Consider the following 18,455-nt stretch of genomic DNA (forward strand, 5'->3'; position numbering starts at 1 on the left):
GCGCGGCCCGTCGGCGTCGCGCCCCGGTGCCGCCGCCCGTCGGCGGCGGCCCGGTGGCGGCTCAGTCCGGCCGCCCCGCGCGCGGCGGCCCGCTCTCGGCCCAGCGCTTCAGCAGCGCGGCCGCCGCGCCCGAGTCGACCGCCTCGGCGGCCCGGGGCAGCGCGGCCGCCAGCCGCTCGACGACCGGCTGCTCGGAGGGCGTCAGCGCCGCCAGGCCGGCCGCCGCGGACAGCAGGACGGCGTCACGGACGGGGCCCTGCTCGCCGTCCAGGACGGCGTGGACCACGCCCGCGTTGTGGGCCGCGTCGCCGCCGCGCAGCGCGTCCGGGGCCGCCGTCGCGATCCCGAGATCGCGCGGGTCGAGCCGCTCCTGCACGAACCGGCCGGTGGTCGCCGTCCAGACCGTCGAGGTGGTGGAGACGGACAGTTCGTCGAGGCCGTCGTCGCCCCGGAAGACCAGCGCGTCCACGCCCTGGCGGGCGAACACGGCGGCGATCAGCGGGCCCAGCCGGGGATCGGCGACGCCGACCGCCATGGCCGTGGGCGAGGCCGGGTTGGTCAGCGGGCCCAGTGCGTTGAACGCCGTCGGCACGCCCAACTCCTTGCGGGCGACGGCCGCGTGGCGGAACGCCGGGTGGAAGGCCGGGGCGAAGCAGAACCCGATCCCGACCTCGCGCACCGAGCGGGCCACCTCCTCGGCGGAGAGCTCCAGCGCGATGCCGAGCCGCTCCAGCACGTCCGCCGAGCCGGAGGCGGAGGAGGCCGAGCGGTTGCCGTGCTTGACCACCCGGGCCCCGGCGGCGGCCGCCACGATCGCGGCCATGGTGGACACGTTCACGGTCTTGGCGCCGTCCCCGCCGGTGCCGACGATGTCCAGCGTCGGCCCCGGCACGTCGACCCGCACCGTGTGCTCGCGCGCGGCCCGGACCAGCCCGTCGACCTCCTCGGCGGTCTCGCCCTTGGCCCGCAGCGCCACCAGGAACCCGGCCAGCTGCGCCGGCGCCGCCTCGCCGCGCATCACCCGGTCCATCGCCCAGGCGGTGTCGGCGGTGCTCAGGTCCGTCCCGCCGATCAGCGCCGTGAGCAGCTGCGGCCAGCTGCGCGATTCACCATTCCCTGTCACTGGTCACCCATTTCCGCTCGTCGGTTCCGATGTGCGTGCGGTCAGCGCCCGGCGCCGACAGCGAGGAAGTTCTCCAGCAGCTGCATGCCGCCGGTGGTGGTGATGCTCTCGGGGTGGAACTGCACCGACTCGATGGGCAGGCTGCGGTGCCGCATGCCCATGACGTAGCCGTCGTCGTCGGCGGTCGCGGTGAGTTCCAGGTCCTCGGGCAGCGGCTGGGTGACGATCAGGGAGTGGTACCTGGTCGCGGTGAGGCTGTTGCCGAGGCCGGCGAACAGGCCGCGCCCGTCGTGCGTCACGGTGCTGGTGCGCCCGTGCATCAGCCGGTCGGCGACCTGGACCCGCCCGCCGAACGCCAGGCCGATCGCCTGGTGGCCCAGGCACACGCCGAGCAGCGGGACCTTCCCGGCGAAGTGGTGGACGAGCTCGACGTGGCCGGAGGCCGCCGGGTGCCCGGGGCCGGGGCCGAGCACGATCGCGTCGGGCGCGGTCGCGGCCAGCTGCTCGGGGGTGCGGGTGTGCGAGCGGACCACCTCGGTGTCCGCGCCGAGCGCCCGCAGGTACTGGTCGATGATGTGGACGAAGCTGTCCCGCGCGTCCACCAGCAGAACCTTCACGCCGTCAACTCCTCACCCGTCAGCGCCCAGTAGGCGGCGCCCAGCTTCGCCAACGTCTCGTTCCACTCGCCCTCGGGGGTCGAGTCGGCGACGATCCCCGCGGAACTCTGCACGGAGTACACCGCGCCGTCGTGCGCGATCGTGCGGATGCACAGCGCCAGTTCGCTCCAGCCGCCGACGTCGATCAGGCCGACGGCACCGGCGTAGGCTCCGCGCGGCTCCCGCTCGATCTCGTGGATGATCTCCATGGCGCGCAGCTTCGGCGCGCCGGTCATGGTGCCGGCCGGGAAGGTCGCGCACAGCGACCGCCACACGTCGGCGTCCTCCTCCAGCTCGGCGCTGACCGTGGACACCAGGTGGAAGACGTGCGAGAAGGTCTCCACCACCATCAGGTCGTCGGCCGTCAGGGTGTGCGGCTTGCAGACCCGGCTGATGTCGTTGCGGGAGAGGTCGACCAGCATGACGTGCTCGGCCTGCTCCTTGGTGCTCGCCAGCAGGGCCTTGATCCGCCGCTCGTTCTCCTCCTCGTCCTGGTCGCGACGGGTGGTGCCGGCGATCGGTCGCATCACGATCCGGCCGTCCTCGATCCGGAACAGCAGCTCGGGGCTGGCGCCGATCAGCGTGCCCTCGCCGTTCGGGAGCAGGTACATGTGCGGGGAGGGGTTGCGCGAGCGCAGCCGCCGGTAGACCTCGACCGGCGTCAGCGCGGTGCGGACGTCGATCCGGTGGCCGACCTGGATCTGGTAGATGTCGCCGACCCCGATGTGCTCCAGGCAGCGCCGGACCCAGCCGTGGAAGGTGTCGCGGTCCACGCTGTCGTGCACGGACTGCGGGCGGACGGCCGGCGGGCACGCGGCCTGCGGCTCCTGCCCGGCCGCCTCCCGGGCCGCGCCCGCGAGGTCGTGGCGGCCGTGCTCGCCGAAGGCCGGGCTGTCGGCGGTCCGCAGGACCGGCGCGCCGTCGGTGCCGTAGTGCACGCTGTCGCGGAACAGCGTCAGCACGGCGTCCGGGCGGGCCGGCGGCAGCGCCCGGGCCGGCAGGTCCTCCATGTGCCAGGCCGCGTCGTAGCCGAACCGGGCCAGGAAGCCGAAGTGGAAGCGGTCGCCGGGCAGGCCCGGCTCCAGGCCGAACAGGCCCTGCGCGCGCCGCAGGAACTCCCAGACGCGGGCCGGCTCGGGGGCCTCCAGCCGCCCGGGGGCGTCGGCGGCGGGGGTGAGGCCGGCCGCCTCGGCGGTCGCCCGCAGCACCGGGGCGAGCTCCGTGATCCCGTCGATCTCCAGGTACGAGCCGTACAGCCGGATCTCGGCGAGCGGGCCGCAGCCGAGCACCGCGGGCCCGCCCTGCCGGCCGGACTCGGTCAGGCTCTCCAGCAGGTACACCTGCTCCGCGCCGAGCCGGTCGCCCAGCCGCGTGTACAGCTCCAGCGGGTCGTGCGGCGGCAGCGGCTCGGTGCCGAGCCGGACGGCGAACGGAGGGTGCGATGGCGCGTCTGGCATCGGAATCCTCATCGTGAATGGCCGGCTGGGTACGGCCGGTGAACCAATGGCCTCCAGTCAATCCGTTCGTCCCGGAAGGCGGTCAGACCAGTTCTCCGGTGCGGGAGCAGGCCAATTCGCGGACGCTTGACCTTCTTTCCGCGGCCGGGCTGCAATGAGCGGGCCAGCGATTTCCGTTCCCATCCGAGGGCCGTGATGAATCGAATTCCGCAGACCGGAGCACCTGCCGCCTGGCGTTCCCTGCCGGCGGCCCAGCAACCGCAGTGGCCGGACCAGGCGGCGCTGCGCGAGGTGGTCGCCGACCTGTCGGCCGCCCCGCCCCTGGTCCTCGCCGAGGAGTGCGACCGGCTGACCGACCGGATGGCCGCCGTCGCCGCCGGCGAGGCCTTCGTCCTCCAGGGCGGCGACTGCGCCGAGACCTTCGGCGGGCTCACCGCGGACGCGGTCACCGCCAAACTGCGCACCCTGTTGCAGATGGCGGTGGTGCTGACCTACGCGAGCGGCGTCCCGGTCGTGAAGATCGGCCGGTTGGCCGGGCAGTACGCCAAGCCCCGCTCCCAGCCGGACGAGACCCGTGACGGCCTCAGCCTGCCCTCCTACCGGGGCGACGCGGTCAACGGCCCGGAGTTCACCGAGGCGGCCCGCCGCCCGGACCCGGCGCGGCTGCGGCGGATGTACGAGGCGTCGGCGGTCACCCTCAACCTGGTCCGCGGCTTCGCGGCCGGCGGCAGCGCCTCCCTCTACCAAGCCCACCAGTGGAACCGCGGCTTCCTGGCGGACTCCACCGAGGCCCGCCGCTACGAGGAACTCGCCGACGGCGTGGACCGCGCGCTGCGCTTCCTGCAGGCCTGCGGCTGCGACCCGGCCGGGCTGCTGGAGGCCGAGTTCTTCGCCAGCCACGAGGGACTGCTGCTGGACTACGAGCAGCCCCTCACCCGCACCGACCCGCGCACCGGGGCGCACTACGCCACCAGCGGGCACCTGCTCTGGGTCGGCGAGCGGACCAGGGGCCTGGACGACGCGCACATCGCGTACTTCGCCGGGATCCACAACCCGATCGCCGTCAAGCTCGGCCCCACGACCACCGCGGACGAGGTCCTCGGCTACGTCGACCGCCTCGACCCCGACCGCCGGCCCGGCCGGCTGACCTTCGTGGTGCGGATGGGCGCGGGCCGGGTGCGCGAACTGCTGCCGCCGCTGGTGGAGAAGGTCACGGCGGAGGGCGCCCGGGTCGCCTGGATCTGCGACCCGATGCACGGCAACACCGTCCAGACCGACGACGGCCGCAAGACCCGCCGCTTCGACGACATCCTGGGCGAGGTCGCCGGCTTCTTCGAGGTGCACCGGGAGCTGGGCACGCACGCCGGCGGCATCCACGTCGAGCTCACCGGCGACGACGTCACGGAGTGCCTCGGCGGCGGCGACCAGGTCCGCGCCGAGGACCTGCACCAGCGCTACGAGACGGCCTGCGACCCGCGGCTGAACCACCGCCAGTCCCTCGACCTCGCCTTCCGGGTCGCGGAGCTGATGCAGGCCTGAGAACCGCCCCGGATCGCGGTTGGCCGGATCGGTGCGCGCCGATCCGGCCAACCGGCATTTCCGCGTCGATTCCCGACCGGTCATCCGGGGGCGCGGACGTCGTCCGCAGTCCTTCAGGCGGCGTCTTTTGGGGAGAACTGAATATCGTTGACCCATTGACCGGGCCGTCCCTAGAGTGCCTTGCGATCCTGCGCCTATTCCTCTGGGGGGAGTGGAAACGGTGGGGTACCGACCTGGTTCCGGCATAAGCCACGACGGCAGTTCCTCACCCGTGCCCCGGGTCGAGTACCGCATTCTCGGCCCGCTCGAAGCGCTCGTCGACGCCAGGCCGCTGAACCTCGGCGGGATCCGGCAGCAGACGGTGCTCGCCGCGCTGCTCCTCGACGCCAACCGGGTGGTCAGCGTGGACCGCCTGGTCCGCGCCCTCTACGAGGAGGCGCCGCCGGCCACCGCCCGCGCGCAGTTGCAGATCAGCGTCTCCGCCCTGCGCCGGCTGTTCGCCGTGCACGGCCTCTCCGACGTCATCACCACCCACCCGCAGGGCTACATGGTGAAGGCGGCGGACGCCCAGCTCGACCTGCTCCGGGCCCGCGACCTGGTCGGGAAGGCGCGGGCGCTGCGCGACCGCAAGGCGGAGGGCCGCGACTGGACGATGGAGGCCCCCGATCGGACGGCGGCGGACCGCGACCGGACGGCAGAGGACCGCGACCGCAAGGCGGAGGCCGCCTCCCTCTTCCGGCAGGCGCTCGGACTGTGGCGCGGCGACCCCCTCGGCGGCCTGCCCAGCGAGGCGATCCGGTCCGCCGCCGGCCAGCTCACCGAGCAGTGGGTCGGCGCCACCGAGGAGTGCATCCAGCTCGAACTCGCGGTCGGCCGGCACGGCGCTGCCGTCGGCGAACTCATCGGACTGGTCGACGAGTTCCCGTTACGGGAGCGGCTGCGCGGCCAGCTGATGCTGGCGCTCTACCGCTCCGGGCGCCAGACCGAGGCGCTCCAGGTCTACCGCGACACCCGCCAGTGGATGATCGACGAACTCGGCGTCGAACCCGACCCCCGGCTGCAGCGGCTCGAACTCTCCATCCTCGCCGGCGACCCCCGGCTCGACCTGCCCGACGGCCGTCCGACCGCCGCCCACGGCGCCCCGGCCGCCGAGCCCGCCGCCTCACCGCCCGTGGCCCCCGCCGCCCCCGTCACCGTCCCGGAGATGCTCCCCGCGGACCTCGCCGACTTCACCGGCCGCGAGCACCTGCTCGACGGCCTGCGCGAACGGCTGCTGCTCTCCTCCCACGAGCAGTCCCGGCTCGCCGTCCCGATCGTCTCCGTCGTCGGCAAGGCCGGGGTCGGCAAGACCGCCGTGGCCGTCCACGCGGCTCACCAGATCGCCGCCGAGTTCCCCGGCGGGCAGCTCTTCGCCGACCTGCACGGCGGGGCCCCCGACAGCGTCGGCCCGGCCCAGGTGCTGGAGCGCTTCCTGCGCGCCCTCGGCGTCAACGGCACCGCCATCCCCGACGGACTGGAGGAGCGGGCCGAGATGTACCGGGCCCTGCTCGCCGAGCGGCGGGTGCTGATCGTCCTCGACAACGTCGCCACCGAGAGCCAGATCACCCCGCTGCTGCCGGGCAAGCCCACCTCGGCCGTGATCGTCACCAGCCGGCGGCACATCGGCAGCCTCGCCGGAGCCGTCCGGGTGGACGTCGGCACCTTCGACCCCGAGCAGTCCGCGGAACTGCTCGGCCGGATCGCCGGCCCCGCGCGGGTGGCGGCCGAACCGGAGGCGGCGAAGGCGCTGGCCGAACTCTGCGACCACCTGCCGCTGGCGCTGCGCATCGCCGGCGCCCGGCTCGCCGCCCGGCCGCACTGGGAGGTCACCGAACTGGTGGAGCGGCTGGAGGACGGGACCCGCCGGCTCGACGAGCTCAAGTACGCCGACGTCGGCATCAGGGCCGGCCTCTCGCTCACCTACGAGAGCGTCAGCGAGGACGCCCGCCGGCTGCTGCGGCGGATCGCCCTGGTCGACGAGGGGCCGTTCTCCACCTGGGTCGGCATGGCGCTGCTCGACCTGCCCGAGTACCAGGTCCAGGACCTGATCGACGAACTCTCCGACGCCCAGCTGCTGGACGCCGTCGGCACCGCGCCCGGACGCCACACCCAGTACCGGCTGCACAACCTGGTCCGGGTCTTCGCGCGCGAACGCCTCGTCGACGAGGAGAGCGTCGAGGAGCGGGAGTCCGCACTGGCCCGGGTGATCGGCTGCTTCCTCTACCTGCTGATCGAGGCGAGGCAGCGCGAGTACGGCCGCGACGTGCTGATCCGCGGCCGCGGCACCGCCCTGCACCCGCTGCCCGCCCGGACGGTGGACCGGCTGCTGGCCGAGCCGCTGCGGTGGTTCGCCCGGGAGCGGCCCATGCTCGTGCCCCGGGTCAGACAGGCGGCCATGATGGGCCTCACCGCGCACTGCTGGGAACTCGCCGTCACCGCCGTGACGTTCCTGGAGACCCACGGCCGGCTCGACGACTGGCGCGACACCCACGAACTCGCCCTCGCGGCCGCCCGCAAGGGCGGCGACCGGCTCGGCCAGGCCGCCGCACTGCACTCCCTCGGCTCGCTCGCGCTGACCCGGCAGAACTTCCCCGCCGCCGAGGAGCGCTTCCGCCAGGCCGCCGGGATCTTCACGGACCTCGGCGACGACCTCGGCTCCGCCCTCACCGCCCGCAGCCTCGGCTACCTCGCCCGGGTGGACGGCCGGATCGACGAGGCGACCGCCCACTACCAGGCCGCCCTCACCGTCCTGCGGGCGAGCGGCGGCTCCGTCGCCGTCGCCTACGTGCTGCACAACCTGGCCCAGCTCAAACTGGGCGAGGGCGACGAGGAGGGCGCCGGAGCGCTCCTCGACGAGGCGCTGCGGCTGAGCCGGGAGGGCCGCGGGCGGCGGGTCGAGGCCCAGGTGCTGCACCGGATGGGCCAGAGCCACCTGGAACGCGGCGGCTACGACCGGGCCCTGGAGGCCTTCTCCCGCGCCCTCGACGTCGTCCGGCTGATCGGCGACCACACCGGAGAGATCTACGCCCTGCACGGCATCGGGGCGGCCCGCCACCGGCTCGGCGAGAGCGGCGAGGCGGCCCACGCCCTGCACCGCGCGCTGCTCCTCGCCGAGGGCTCCAACGAGCGGCTGATCATGGGCCGGATCCTCGTCACCCTCGGCGAGTTGGCGCTCGGCACCGGGGAGGCCGACCTGGCGGTCCAGCACCTGCGGCGGGCCCGGCTGGTGTTCCGCCTCATGCGGACCCCCGCCGAGGAGGCCCGCACGCTCGACCTGCTGCGCTCCGCCCGGCTGGCCGCCGGCGACCCGGAGCCCCCCGCAGGCCCGGGTCCACCTTCCTAGTCGGCGATGAAGGCCACCGCGTAGTGGTTCAGCGAGAGGGTGAGGCTCACCCGGTGCCCCGACTCGCCGTCGGAGACCCGGAAGGTGGCCGCCACCTCGGGGTGCACGGTGAACAGGCCGAGCCCGCTGAAGTACCGGTCGACGTCGAACACCAGCCGGTAGAGGCCGCGTCCGCCGTCCGTCCCGCCCCACTCCTCGATCCGGCCGCTCGCGTCCGTTCTGCGCTCGACCACCGGCACCCACTCGTTGTCGACCAGCGACTCCAGTCTCGCGTCGAGGCCGACGGCGGTGCGCCCGTGGACGCTGTCCAGCGCTTCGACGATGACCCTCGCCATCAGCCCACCCGCCCCGGGCGCGGTAACCGGGCCGGCGGACGTTCCTCGGACGGGATATCTCGCATGAAAACCACTCCTTGCCTCAGTACACGATGCATCGGGAAAAGGGCGCGTCAAGCCTATTGTCAGGGGTCCCGCTATCGGCCCGCCATCGAATGATTATTTGTTCGAAAAGTCTTGACGGACAGTGATTCCGGACCAGTAAAGTCACCGCTGCCAGCCACAATCCTCCGCCGCCGCACACCGCGACCTCCCGTCCGGTCGCCCGTCCGGCGGCGTTCCCGAAAGAGGCGGAAAATCCATGTCTTCGAAATCCGTCCCCACCGCACGGCGGCTCCGGGTATTCGACTCGACACTGCGCGACGGCGAACAGGCCCCGGGCAACGCGATGAACCCCGACCAGAAGCTGGAGCTGGCCCTCGCCATCGAGGCCACCGGCGTCGACACCATCGAGGCCGGCTTCCCCAGTTCCTCACCGCGTGACTTCGAGGCGACCAGACTGATCGCGGGCGCGCTCACCACCGCCAAGGTGGCGACTCTCAACCGGGCCGTCCGCGCGGACATCGAGCTGGCCGCCGAGGCCGGCGGCGTCGAGCGCCACCAGGTCCAGATCATGGCCACCGGCAGCGACGTCCACCTGGAGCACAAGCGCGGCCTCACCCGGGCCGAGGGCCTGCACGAGATCATCGACAGCATCCGGTTCGCCCGCGAGCTGGGCTTCACCGACATCACGCTCGGCATCGAGGACGCCAGCCGGGGCAGCGACGACCTGCTGCGCCCGATGATCGAGGCCGGCATCGAGGAGGGCGCCAGCACGGTGGCGCTCGCCGACACCACCGGCTGCCTGATCCCGGCCGAGTTCGGCGCCCAGGTGGCGCGGGTCCGCTCCTGGATCCCGGACCACATCATCCTGTCCACCCACTGCCACCAGGACCTCGGGCTCTCCCTCGCCAACGCCCTGGCCGGCGTCGAGGCGGGCGCGGACGAGGTGCAGGCCACCATCGCCGGCATCGGCGAGCGCGCGGGCAACACCCCGCTGGAGGAGCTGGCCGCGGTGCTGCTCTACAAGGGCGAGCAGCTCGGCCTGACCAGCCGGCTGCGCACCGAGAAGTTCTACGAGGCCTACCAGCTGCTGGCCCGGATCATCGGAATGCCGACCCCGCGCAACAAGGCGATATTCGGGGAGAACGCCTTCGCCACCCAGGCCGGAATCCACCAGGCCGGAATGCTGCGCAATCCGGTCACGTACGAATACGTCGAGCCGCACAGCTTCGGCCGGGAACGCGGAATTCTCATCGGCCGGCACTCCGGGCGCAATGTGGTCCGCAACCTGTTCGACCAGATGGGAATCGGCGCCGAGCGCGACCTGCTCGACGAGATCTACGAGACCTACATCGCGGGCCGCGCCGACGGCACCTGCATCGAACTGGGCGAGCTGCGCGAGATCATCGCCGAGCGCCTGGCGCGCACCAGCGAGATGGCGGTGGCCAGCTGATGGGCGGCACCGAGCGTAACCTGATCGAGAAGGTCTGGCAGAGCCACGTCGTCGACCAGGCACCGGGCGAGCCCGACCTGCTCTACATCGACCTGCACCTGCTCCACGAGGCGAGTTCCCCGCAGGCCTTCGACGGCCTCCAGCTGGCCGGCCGCCGGGTCCGCCGGCCCGACCTCGCGCTCGCGCTCGAGGACCACAACGTGCCCACCAACACGCTGCTGGTCAAGGACGCGATGGGCAGCGCCCAGCTGGAGCGCCTGCGCGAGAACTGCGAGGAGCAGGGGATCGAGCTGTTCTCGCTCGGCGACGACCGGCAGGGCATCGTGCACGTGGTGGCGCCCGAACTGGGCTTCGTGCGCCCCGGCATGACCGTGGTGTGCGGCGACAGCCACACCTCCACGCACGGCGCCTTCGGGGCGCTCGCCTTCGGCGTCGGCACCAGCGACGTCGAGCACGTGCTCGCCACCCAGACCCTGGCCCTCCAGCGCCCCCGGACGATGTCCGTCGAGTTCGTCGGCGAGCCGCCGGCCGACGTCACGCCGAAGGACCTGATCCTCGCGCTGATCGCGCACATCGGCGCCAACGGCGCCAACGGCTACGCGATCGAGTACCGCGGCAAGGCCGTCGAGAACCTCTCCATGGAGGGGCGGATGACGGTCTGCAACATGAGCATCGAGGCGGGCGCCCGCGCCGGCCTGATCGCCCCCGACGACACCACGCTCGCCTACCTGCGCGAGCGCTGGGACCCGGCCGCCGAGGCCGACTGGGACGAGGCCGTCCGCTACTGGCAGTCCCTGCGCACCGACGAGGGCGCCGCCTTCGACCGCGTGGTCGAACTGGACGTCACCGGGCTCAAGCCCTTCGTCACCTGGGGCACCAACCCCGGCCAGGCCGTCCCGCTGGACGCCGCGGTGCCGGCGCCCGAGACCTTCGCGACCCCCGCCGAGCAGCAGGCCGCGCGCCGCGCCCTGGAGTACATGGGCCTCGAACCGGACGTCGCCCTGCGGGACGTCGAGATCAACACGGTCTTCCTCGGCTCCTGCACCAACGGCCGGATCGAGGACCTGCGGGCCGCGGCCGACGTGCTGCGCGGCCGCAAGGTCTCCGACCGGATCACCATGCTCGTCGTCCCCGGCTCGATGGCCGTCCGGGCCCAGGCCGAGGAGGAGGGCCTGGACCAGGTCTTCATCGACGCGGGCGCGCAGTGGCGGCTCTCCGGCTGCTCGATGTGCATGGGCATCAACGCCGACCGCCTCCAGGGCATCCAGCGGGTCGCGTCCACCTCCAACCGCAACTACGAGGGCCGGCAGGGCACCCACGCCCGCACCCACCTGGTCTCGCCCGTCGTCGCCGCCGCCACCGCCGTGGTCGGCCGCCTGGCCGCGCCGACCGAGCTGTGACCGCGCCCGCCGGGCACACCCGCCCGACCCGTTCCACCCGTTCGACCGACCGCAGCCAGACCGACCAGCAGGGGGCAGAGGCATGAGGGAGCCGCTCACGGCGCACACCGGACAGGCCGTGGCCCTGTCCCGGGACGACGTCGACACCGACCAGATCATCCCGGCCGAGTTCTGCAAGCGGCTGACCAAGACCGGCTACGCCGACACCCTGTTCGGGCACTGGCGCAAGGAGGCCGGGTTCGTCCTGAACCAGCCGGAGCACCAGGACGCGAGCGTCCTGGTGGCGGGCCACAACTTCGGCACCGGCAGCTCCCGCGAGCACGCCGTGTGGGCCCTGCGCGACTGGGGCTTCCGGGCCGTCATCGCCACCAGCTTCGGCGACATCTTCCTGCGCAACGCGCTGAAGAACGGCCTGCTCGCCGTCGCCCTGCCGGTGCCCGTCGTCGCCGACCTCGCCGAACGCGCCCAGGCCGACCCGAAGTTCGAGATCACCGTCGACCTGGAGCAGCTGACCGTCGGCACCGACCTCGGGACCTGGGAGTTCGAGGCCGACCACCGCGCCCGCTGGCTGCTGCTCAACGGCCTCGACGACATCGACGTCACGCTGCGCAAGGCCGACGCGATCGCCGCCTTCGAGCAGGGCCGCCCGGCCTGGATGACCAGCATCACCCGCGGCGCCTTCTCCTCCCCGGACGAGGCGAAGCAGCGCCGGGCCTCCTGACGACCGCGCCCCCCGGCGCAGCTCCCAGGGCCGCGCGGCGGTGACCCTGCCCGACGCCCCCGGCCCGGCCGACCCGACCCACAACCGGCCGGCCCCACCCCAGAAACGGTGAGAGACCCATGACCAAGACAGTGACCGTCATCCCCGGTGACGGCATCGGCCCCGAGGTGACCAAGGAGGCCCTGGAGACCATCGAGTCGCTGGGCCTGGACCTCGCGATCGACGTGCTCGACCACGTCAACGCCGACACCTACCTGCGGACCGGGGTCTCCCTGTCCGACGAGGACTTCGAGCGGATCAAGGCGAGCGACTCGGTGCTCTTCGGCGCCATCGGCGACCCCCGCGTGAAGACCTCGGACTACGGCCGCGGCGTCCTGCTGCGCCTGCGCTTCGACCTCGACCTGTACGTCAACCACCGCCCGGCCACCCTGCTCCAGGAGCGGCTGAGCCCGCTGCGCGACGCCCGGACCCGCGCCATCGACGCCGTGATCGTCCGGGAGAACACCGAGGGCCTCTACACCGACATCGGCGGTGTGCTGCGCGGGAACACCGTGCACGAGATGGCCGTCGACGCGGACGTCAGCACCTACATGGGCGTCTCGCGGGTGATGGAGTACGCGTACTCGATCGCCGAGCGCGGCGTCTGCATGGTCGACAAGTCCAACGCCGTCCGGCACGGCGGCCAGGTGTGGCAGCGGGTGTTCCGCGAGGCCGCCGCGAAGCACCCCGCCATCGACTCCACCCACCTCTACGTCGACGCCGCCGCGATGAAGCTGATCTCCGACCCGTCGCAGTTCGACGTGATCGTCACCAACAACTCGTACGGCGACATCCTCAGCGACCTGGCGGCCATGCTGGCCGGCGGCCTGGGCAACGCGGCCTCGGCCAACATCAACCCGGACACCGGGTTCGGCCTCTACGAGCCGGTGCACGGCAGCGCGCCCGACATCGCCGGGCAGGGCATCGGCAACCCCTTCGGCGCCATCCTCAGCTCCGCGCTGATGCTGGAGCGCCTGGGCTGGGCCGCCGAGGCGAAGGCGATCCAGCTGGCCGTCGGCACGGCCGTGGCCGAGGGCGCCTGCACGCCGGACCTCGGCGGCTCCCTCACCACCGAGCAGGTCGGCGCCGCGGTCAGGGCGGCCCTCGCCGCGGCCTGACGGCATGACCCCGCCCCCACCCCCCAACCGCCGCCGTGGTCGCCCCACCGACCACGGCGGCCGGGTCCGTCCTCCCCGACACCGCCCGGCGGGCGGGCGTCCGAAGGCGGACCCAGGCCGCTCAGCCCCAGGGATTGTGCTTGTGCGATTCGCTGACCGCGGTACGGAACGTGGTGTGCTCGATCATCTCGTACGGACTCCAACTCCTGGACGGTGCGGCCGGTCGGCAGCGGTGGAAAGGATGGCTGAAGCCTGGCAGCCCCGGCCATCGGCCCGCTATCGACGCCCGCCGTCGACGCCCGCCGGGTAAGCCCGCCGTCGACGCCCGCCGTTGATGCCCGCGCCCGGCCGGACGGCAGCGGATTCGGCGCCGCCGGGGCGGCGGGGCCGGCTCGGTAGGATCCTGGCATGGGTGCGCAGGAAGAGGCGTGGGACACGGACGCGGCGGAGCGGGCGGTCGCGGTGCTGAAGGCGGTCGCCGACCCGTCCCGGTACCGGCTGCTCTGGGCGCTGACCCGGCGGGAGCTGCCGGTCAGCGAACTGGCGGAGCTGCTGGGCGCGCACGTGGCGGCGACCTCGCAGCACCTGGCCAGGCTGCGGGCGGCCGGGCTGGTCGTCTCGCGCCGGGAGGGCACCCGGATCTTCTACCGGGCCGCCGAGGTGCGCGGCCTGCTGGCGGAGGCGGCGCTGATCGCCAACGACCTGCCCGGGCGCGGTGACGGCGGTGACGGCGGCGGTACCGGCCCGGCCGCCGCGACGGCCGAGCAGCCGTTCGCCCGCGCCATCCGCTCCGCCCGGCGCCGCCCGGCCGCCGGCCAGGCCTGATTCCGGCGCTTCACGCCGTCTCCTCGTCGAGCCGGTACTCCCGCAGGGCGGCGTCGTAGCCGAACAGCCCCGCGTAGCGGCCCCAGTCGGTGGCGGTCTCCAGCTGCCGGTCGACCTGTTCGCTGGTGTAGTGGTGGGCGAGCAGGTCGCGGAAGAAGCCGGCGTGCACGGCGGCGCCGGGGCGGCCGCGCAGGCCGTTGGTGATCAGCCGGACCAGCGGGACGTCCACCGCGGCTGCGGCGAAGATGCTCCGGGACTCCTGGACGTCGGCTCCGGCGAAGGCGGTGCCGGCCTCGGTGAGCAGCAGGTCGTCGCCGTGGATCTCGGCGAAACCGAGCAGGTCGAGGGCGTCGAGCTGGGGGAGCATGTCGTCGATGTCGAGGCCGAGTTCGTCGGCGAGGTCGGCGAGGTCGCAGCAGCCGCCGCGGTGGGCGATCATCGCGGCGAGGCCGGCGAGGCCGTCCACGCTGGCGGTGGGCAGCGGGGTGTTGGCGACGGTGCGCCGGTCGGGCCGGGCGCCGTCGGCGCGGCCGGGCAGGCGGGTCTCCTTGGGGCGTCCGGTCATGATCCGGTAGACCCGGTCGACGAGTTCGTCGAAGGCGGCGGCGTCGCGGTCGCGGGGCCGGTCGAGGTCGACCTCGACGGTCTCCCGGATGGTGCCGTATGGGCGGGAGCCGAGGACGACGATGCGGTCGGCCATCAGGACCGCCTCCTCGATGTTGTGGGTGACCAGGACGACGGCGCGGGTGGGGAACTGGCCGGACTCCCACAGTTCCAGCAGCTCGCCGCGCAGGTTCTCGGCGGTGAGGACGTCCAGCGCGGAGAACGGCTCGTCCATCATCAGCACGTCCGGTTCGACGACCAGGGCGCGGGCGAAGCCGACGCGCTGGCGCATGCCGCCGGAGAGCTCCTTGGGGTAGGCGGACTCGAAGCCGGCCAGGCCGATCAGGTCGATGGCCTGGACGGCGGCCTCGGCGCGCTCCCGGGGCGGCACGCCGCGGGCCTCCAGCCCGAGTTCGACGTTCTGCCGGACGGTCAGCCAGGGCAGCAGCGCGAAGGTCTGGAACACCAGGGCGCTGCCCGGGTTGGCGCCGATGAGCGGGGTGCCGCGGTAGGCGACGGTGCCGGAGCTGGGCGGGATCAGCCCGGACAGGCAGCGCAGCAGGGTGGACTTGCCGGAGCCGGAGCGGCCGAGCAGGGCGACGATCTCGCCGGCCCGGACGGTGAGGTCGATGCCGGACAGCACGGGCAGCGCGCCGTCGGCGCCGGCGTAGGCCTTGGTGAGGCCGACGGTCTCCAGCAGGATCTCGCCGTCGGCGGGGGAAGGCTCGACGGGGGAGAACACGGCGGCGGCGGGCGGCGCGGTGCGGGCGGCGCGCGGGAACGGGAAGCGCATGCGGGGACCTCCGGGGCGGGGAGCGGGCGCGGGTCAGAGCGAGTAGCGGCGCTCGGCCAGGCGGTAGAGGCGGCGCCAGAGCAGCCGGTTGAGGGCGACGACGTACAGGCTCATCACCGCCACCCCGGCGAGCAGGTGCGGGTAGTCGCCGCGCTCGGTGGCCCGCGCGATGTACGCGCCGAGGCCGGTGGCGGTGAGCGTGGTGCCGCCGAAGGTGACGACCTCGGAGACGATCGAGGCGTTCCAGGCGCCGCCGGAGGCGGTGAGGCCGCCGGTGACGTAGGCCGGGAAGATCCCGGGGATGATCAGCCGCCGCCAGCGCTGCCAGCCGCGCACGCCGAGGTCGTCCATGGCCTCGCGCAGGTCGGTGGGGATGGCCATGGCGCCGGCGATGGTGTTGAACAGGATGTACCACTGGGCGCCGAGGGCCATCAGCAGGACGCCGCCGAGGTCGATCGACAGCCCGGTCCGCAGCAGCAGCCAGACGACCAGCGGGAAGAGGAAGTTGGCCGGGAAGCTGGCGAGCACCTGCACCAGCGGCTGGGCGATCCGGGTCAGCCGGGGGGAGAAGCCGATCCGCACGCCGACCGGCACCCAGACCAGGGTGGCGACGGTCACCAGGACGACGACCCGGGCGAGGGTGGCGAGGCCGAGCAGCAGCGGTTCGCCGAACACGCCGAGGCCGGTAGCGCCGCGCAGGTAGCGGCCGAGGTCGACCAGGCCCCAGAGCACGAGGCCGCCGGCGACGGCGGCGAAGGCGGCGTCCCCGGCGCGCCGCCGCCCGGGGTCGACGGCCAGCGGGCGGTCGTCGGTGCCCAGCAGGCGCCCGGCCCGGGAGAGCGCCCGCCACCCCGGGCGCAGCAGCCGGCCGAGCAGCCCGGGCCAGTGCGAGCGGCGCAGCAGGTCCAGCACGACGGAGCGCTGCACCTCGGTGGCCTCGGACTGCTCGTTCTTGAAGCGTTCGGCCCAGGCGGTGAGCGGGCGCCAGAACAACAGGTTGACGCCGATCACCAGGACGGCCATGGTGGCGATCGCCCAGCCGACCCGGCCGAGGTCGCCGGCGGCGATGGCCGCGCCCGCGTAGGAGCCGACCCCGGGCAGCGCGTAGCGCTGGTTGTCGACGCTGATCGCCTCGGAGGCGACCAGGAAGAACCAGCCGCCGCCGAAGCTCAGCATGCCGTTCCAGACCAGGCCGATCATGCCCGAGGGCAGTTCGACCTTCCAGAACCGCATCCACCGGGTGAAGCGGAACGAGCGGGACAGCTCGTCGAGTTCGGGCGGCAGCGAGACCAGCGAGCAGTAGAAGCCGAAGGTCATGTTCCAGGCCTGGGAGGTGAAGATGGCGAACACCGCCGCGCACTCCAGGCCCAGCACGGAGCCGGGGAACAGGGCGAGGAAGCCGGTCACCGCGACGGTCAGGAACGCGAGCACCGGCACCGACTGGAGGATGTCCAGGGCCGGGATCAGAACCCGCTCCAGCCGGCGGCTGCGGGCCGCGGCGTAGGCGTAGCCGAAGGTGAAGACCACCGACACGGCGAGCGCGGCGAACATCCGCAGCAGCGAGCGGGCCGCGTCGTACGGCAGCCGGGCCGGGTCGGTGTCGACCGCCGCGTTCCGGCCGGTGGAGAACCGGACGGTGGTGCCCTGTCCGACCCGCAGCGCGAGGTAGAGCAGCACCAGGACGGCGGCCGCGACGAGCGCGTCCACCCAGGTCATCCGGGCCAGGCGGGCGGCCGTCCGGGACGGCAGTGAGCCCCGGGCGGTGCCCGGGGCCGGCTTCGGCAGGGTCATGGGGTGCACCTCCGGCGCGCACCCGGGGCCCCGGGGTCGGGAGAGGTGCGTGCGACGTCAGCGGGATCGGGACGAACGCCGCGTCCCCCCGGGCCGTCGCGTCAGGCGCGCGGGCGGGCGTGGGGGAGGCGGCCGGTACGGCGGCGCGTACTGGGAGGGTCTTCGCCCACGGCCGCCTCCTCCGGTGGTGTCGTCTGGTGTCGTCCCGGCCCGTCCTGCGGGCCCCGGGCAGTCTGCTCCTTGGATACGTCCGTAGGCAAATGGATCCGGGGCCCCTCCGCGCGCAGGCTCAGGCGGTCTCGACGAACTCCAGCAGGTTGCCGACGGGGTCGGTGGTGTAGAAGCGGCGCCCGGGCGGCAGGCTGTCGTCCCAGACCACCAGCGCGCCGAGCTCGGACAGCCGCGAGGCGAAGTCGTCGATCTCGGAGACCGCGATCCCGGGGTGGGCCTTGGTGCTGGGGCGGAAGCGCTCCTCGATGCCGAGGTAGAGCCGGACCCGGCCGCCGTCGGCGGCGAACCAGCAGCCGCCGCGCTCGGTCAGCGGCCGGGGCTTGGGGATCTCGGCCATCTGCAGGACGTCGCCGTAGAAGGCCCGCAGCAGGGCCTCGCTGCCGGGGGGTGCGGAGAGCTGGACGTGGTCGAGGGCCGTGATCACTGCGGCCTCCTGTCGGGAGCGGTGTGGTGCCGGGCCGCGGTGACCAGCAGCCGGGCGGTCGGGGTGGACAGGTCGAGGTGGTGGGCGATCCACTGGGGGTCGTGCCCGTGGGTGGCGAACACCCAGGCGGTGTAGAGCCGGTTCAGGCCCGGGGCGCCGGGCGACAGCAGCAGCGGTCGGACCTGCTCCATCGGGAACCCGTCCAGGGAGCGGGCGCTGAACCACTGGGTGTCGTCCTCGTCGGGGGCGGCGGGTCGGGCGGTGCCGCGCCCGCTGCGGGCGAGCAGCAGGGCGAGGAGCAGCCCGGCCGCCGAGGCGCCGATGAGCACGCCGGAGAGGAAGAGCCGCAGCCGCCCCGGGGCGACGCCGACGGCGATCCCCTGGAGGGTGAGGAGGAGCAGGATGCCGCACAGCGCCGTCCCTCTGCTGGTCCAGGGGAACAGGGCGGTTCTGGTCACGACGGTGTCCTCCTTCGGTGGGGTGGCGGCCGGCGGGTGATCGGGCCTCGGTCGGTGCGATCGGT

Annotated in this window: 15 protein-coding genes; 7 read left to right on the forward strand and 8 right to left on the reverse strand. The window is 73.6% G+C overall.

All coding sequences use genetic code 11. From position 1 onward, the window contains the following. Positions 1–61: 61 nt before the first annotated feature. Genes trpD through OG556_RS25905 form a run of 3 tightly spaced genes read right to left on the reverse strand, consistent with a single transcriptional unit; the run spans position 62 to position 3,236 of the window. The gene (trpD, locus tag OG556_RS25895; protein WP_371519863.1) at positions 62–1,123 is read right to left on the reverse strand and encodes an anthranilate phosphoribosyltransferase; all 1,062 of its coding nucleotides are present in this window, start codon (positions 1,121–1,123) and stop codon (positions 62–64) included. 41 nt (positions 1,124–1,164) lie between these two features. Continuing rightward, the gene (locus tag OG556_RS25900) at positions 1,165–1,740 is read right to left on the reverse strand and encodes an aminodeoxychorismate/anthranilate synthase component II (protein ID WP_371519866.1); all 576 of its coding nucleotides are present in this window, start codon (positions 1,738–1,740) and stop codon (positions 1,165–1,167) included. Continuing rightward, the gene (locus OG556_RS25905) at positions 1,737–3,236 is read right to left on the reverse strand and encodes an anthranilate synthase component I family protein (protein WP_371519869.1); all 1,500 of its coding nucleotides are present in this window, start codon (positions 3,234–3,236) and stop codon (positions 1,737–1,739) included. Before OG556_RS25905 ends, OG556_RS25900 begins: the two co-directional genes overlap by 4 nt. Positions 3,237–3,431: 195 nt before the next feature. On the opposite strand from OG556_RS25905, the gene OG556_RS25910 reads away from it, so the two are divergent. Continuing rightward, positions 3,432–4,775 carry a class II 3-deoxy-7-phosphoheptulonate synthase gene (locus OG556_RS25910; RefSeq protein WP_371519872.1) on the forward strand — a complete coding sequence of 448 codons (1,344 nt, stop codon included), beginning with the start codon at positions 3,432–3,434 and terminating at the stop codon, positions 4,773–4,775. 271 nt (positions 4,776–5,046) lie between these two features. Further along, positions 5,047–8,157: a BTAD domain-containing putative transcriptional regulator gene (locus tag OG556_RS25915; RefSeq protein ID WP_371519876.1), complete on the forward strand. Its 3,111-nt coding sequence runs from the start codon at positions 5,047–5,049 to the stop codon at positions 8,155–8,157. Here OG556_RS25915 and OG556_RS25920 read toward each other — a convergent pair. Then, entirely contained in the window at positions 8,154–8,492 is a 339-nt protein-coding gene (locus tag OG556_RS25920; RefSeq protein ID WP_363585084.1) for a hydroxyisourate hydrolase, read from the reverse strand. The two genes, OG556_RS25915 and OG556_RS25920, sit on opposite strands and share 4 nt — an antisense overlap. Positions 8,493–8,793: 301 nt before the next feature. Between OG556_RS25920 and OG556_RS25925 the strand changes: the two genes are divergently transcribed. From OG556_RS25925 to OG556_RS25945, 5 genes are all read left to right on the forward strand, one after another. Further along, entirely contained in the window at positions 8,794–9,987 is a 1,194-nt protein-coding gene (locus tag OG556_RS25925; protein WP_371519879.1) for a LeuA family protein, read from the forward strand. Continuing rightward, complete coding sequence (gene leuC / locus OG556_RS25930) at positions 9,987–11,387, forward strand: 3-isopropylmalate dehydratase large subunit (RefSeq protein WP_350880937.1); 1,401 nt, start codon at positions 9,987–9,989, stop codon at positions 11,385–11,387. Before OG556_RS25925 ends, leuC begins: the two co-directional genes overlap by 1 nt. An 82-nt stretch (positions 11,388–11,469) precedes the next feature. Further along, on the forward strand, positions 11,470–12,108 hold the full coding sequence (leuD, locus tag OG556_RS25935) for a 3-isopropylmalate dehydratase small subunit (RefSeq protein ID WP_371519882.1): 639 nt from the start codon (positions 11,470–11,472) through the stop codon (positions 12,106–12,108). Between the two features lie 119 nt (positions 12,109–12,227). After that, a complete protein-coding gene (locus OG556_RS25940) occupies positions 12,228–13,265 on the forward strand; it encodes an isocitrate/isopropylmalate family dehydrogenase (protein ID WP_350880933.1) in 1,038 nt (345 codons plus the stop codon). 408 nt (positions 13,266–13,673) lie between these two features. Continuing rightward, positions 13,674–14,090, forward strand: a complete 417-nt coding sequence (locus tag OG556_RS25945) for an ArsR/SmtB family transcription factor (protein ID WP_371519885.1) — start codon at positions 13,674–13,676, stop codon at positions 14,088–14,090. Positions 14,091–14,100: 10 nt separating this feature from the next. Here the strand turns inward: OG556_RS25945 and OG556_RS25950 are convergent, their stop codons facing one another. The 4 genes from OG556_RS25950 to OG556_RS25965 form a co-directional block, all read right to left on the reverse strand. Further along, on the reverse strand, positions 14,101–15,486 hold the full coding sequence (locus tag OG556_RS25950; RefSeq protein WP_371519888.1) for a nitrate/sulfonate/bicarbonate ABC transporter ATP-binding protein: 1,386 nt from the start codon (positions 15,484–15,486) through the stop codon (positions 14,101–14,103). Between the two features lie 33 nt (positions 15,487–15,519). Continuing rightward, entirely contained in the window at positions 15,520–17,277 is a 1,758-nt protein-coding gene (locus tag OG556_RS25955) for an ABC transporter permease (protein WP_371519891.1), read from the reverse strand. 289 nt (positions 17,278–17,566) lie between these two features. After that, complete coding sequence (locus OG556_RS25960; protein WP_371519893.1) at positions 17,567–17,932, reverse strand: glyoxalase; 366 nt, start codon at positions 17,930–17,932, stop codon at positions 17,567–17,569. Further along, positions 17,929–18,390, reverse strand: a complete 462-nt coding sequence (locus OG556_RS25965; protein ID WP_371519896.1) for a hypothetical protein — start codon at positions 18,388–18,390, stop codon at positions 17,929–17,931. The genes OG556_RS25960 and OG556_RS25965 overlap by 4 nt, the downstream gene beginning before the upstream one ends. Positions 18,391–18,455: the final 65 nt, after the last annotated feature.

Source organism: Kitasatospora sp. NBC_01300, from assembly GCF_041435235.1.
Taxonomy (GTDB): Bacteria; Actinomycetota; Actinomycetes; order Streptomycetales; family Streptomycetaceae; genus Kitasatospora.